The sequence below is a fragment of the Streptomyces mesophilus genome, assembly GCF_040300965.1.
Lineage (GTDB): Bacteria > Actinomycetota > Actinomycetes > Streptomycetales > Streptomycetaceae > Streptomyces > Streptomyces mesophilus_A.
Genome location: NZ_JBEPEW010000315.1, coordinates 1 through 1,313, shown reverse-complemented (window position 1 = coordinate 1,313; position 1,313 = coordinate 1). Strand labels below are relative to the sequence as shown.

Here is a 1,313-nt window from a genome sequence, read left to right as displayed (position 1 = left end):
CGTTGCGGCGCGCGAGGGTGTCGAGCAGCCAGTGCTCGCCGCGGCCGCGGAGCAGCAGCAGCACGAAGGGGTCGGCGTCGAGCAGCCGGGCCGTCTGGTAGCACAGGGCGGCGGCATGCTTGCAGGGGTGGCCGAAGTCCGGGCAGGAACAGTCGGGTTGGAGGTCGCCGGGGCCCGGCAGAAGGTCCACGCCGAGGTCCGCGAGCCCCTGCGGCAGCTCCTTGTCGAGCAGGGCTGCGAGGTGGCCCGGATGGTCGGCGGCGGCGTCGAGGAAACGCTCCCAGTCCGCATCGTCCAGCGTCCGCAGCCGGATCCGGGTGCGGTATGGGCGCTGTCGGCTGCCCTGTACGTAGGCGAGCACATTGCCGGGCGTGACGGTGATCGACTCGACATGCCCCTGATCCGCGTACCCCCGCCCGCGCTTGAGCCGCGCCGGATCGGCGGCCACCTCTTCCAGCGCCCGCACCCACGCGTTCCCCCACCAGGTCTCCGCGAAGTCCCCTTCGGCTGCGGGCCGTTGGGGAAGCGCGGAGAACGTACGGCGAAGATCTTGTGCGGTCTGCGGACGCGTGGACTTGTACGGGGTGGGATGACGGTCGCCGTTCGCAGTGGGGCGACGGTCACCGCTGGGGGCCGCGTTGGGGTCCGTGGACCTGGCGGGCGCGGGCGAGGCGAGGCCCCCGGAGGACACGGACCGCCCCGAACCGCCGCCAGACACGGACCCCGCCGACCCAGCCAACGCACCAGCGGACGAGCCGAGCTCCTCGGTGGGCGCGGACGAGCCGAGCTCCTCGGAGGACACGGACAGGCCCGAACCATCGGCCGACGCAGACCCCACCGGCGAAACCGTTGGGTCGGTGGGCGCGGACGAGCCGAACTCCCCGGAGGACACGGACCCACCCGAACCATCGGCAGACGCAGACCCCACCGGCGAAACCGTTGGGCCGGTGGGCGCGGACGAGCCGAACTCCCCGGAGGACACAGACCGACCCGAACCGCCGCCAGACGCAGACCCCGACGGCCCAGCCAACGCACCATCAGACGCGGACGAACCGAGCCCCTCCGAGGATACGGACCCACCCGAACCATCGGCAGACGCAGACCCCACCGGCGAAACCGTTGGGCTGGTGGGCGCGGACGAGCCGAGCTCCTCGGAGGGCGTGGGCGGCCTCGAGCCGTCGGCAGACGCGGACCCCGCCGCGTCGGCCGGCGCGGGCGCTTCCCGTGAGCGCCTCGCTTCGGCCGCTCCGAGCGCAGGGCCGGATGCGGATGCGTCCGGCACGGCGGGCGTCACCGCTCGGGCGTCGGCGCCC

General features: G+C 73.8%; 1 protein-coding gene and 1 pseudogene. One reads left to right on the top strand and one right to left on the bottom strand.

Annotated features, from left to right (window positions below):
* A partial coding sequence (locus ABT367_RS41360) for an SWIM zinc finger family protein (RefSeq protein ID WP_352259129.1) occupies positions 1-691 on the bottom strand: 691 nt, incomplete at its 3' end.
* 436 nt (positions 692-1,127) lie between these two features.
* Here ABT367_RS41360 and ABT367_RS41355 point away from each other — a divergent pair.
* A pseudogene (locus ABT367_RS41355) lies at positions 1,128-1,313 on the top strand (hypothetical protein); the annotation flags it as partial.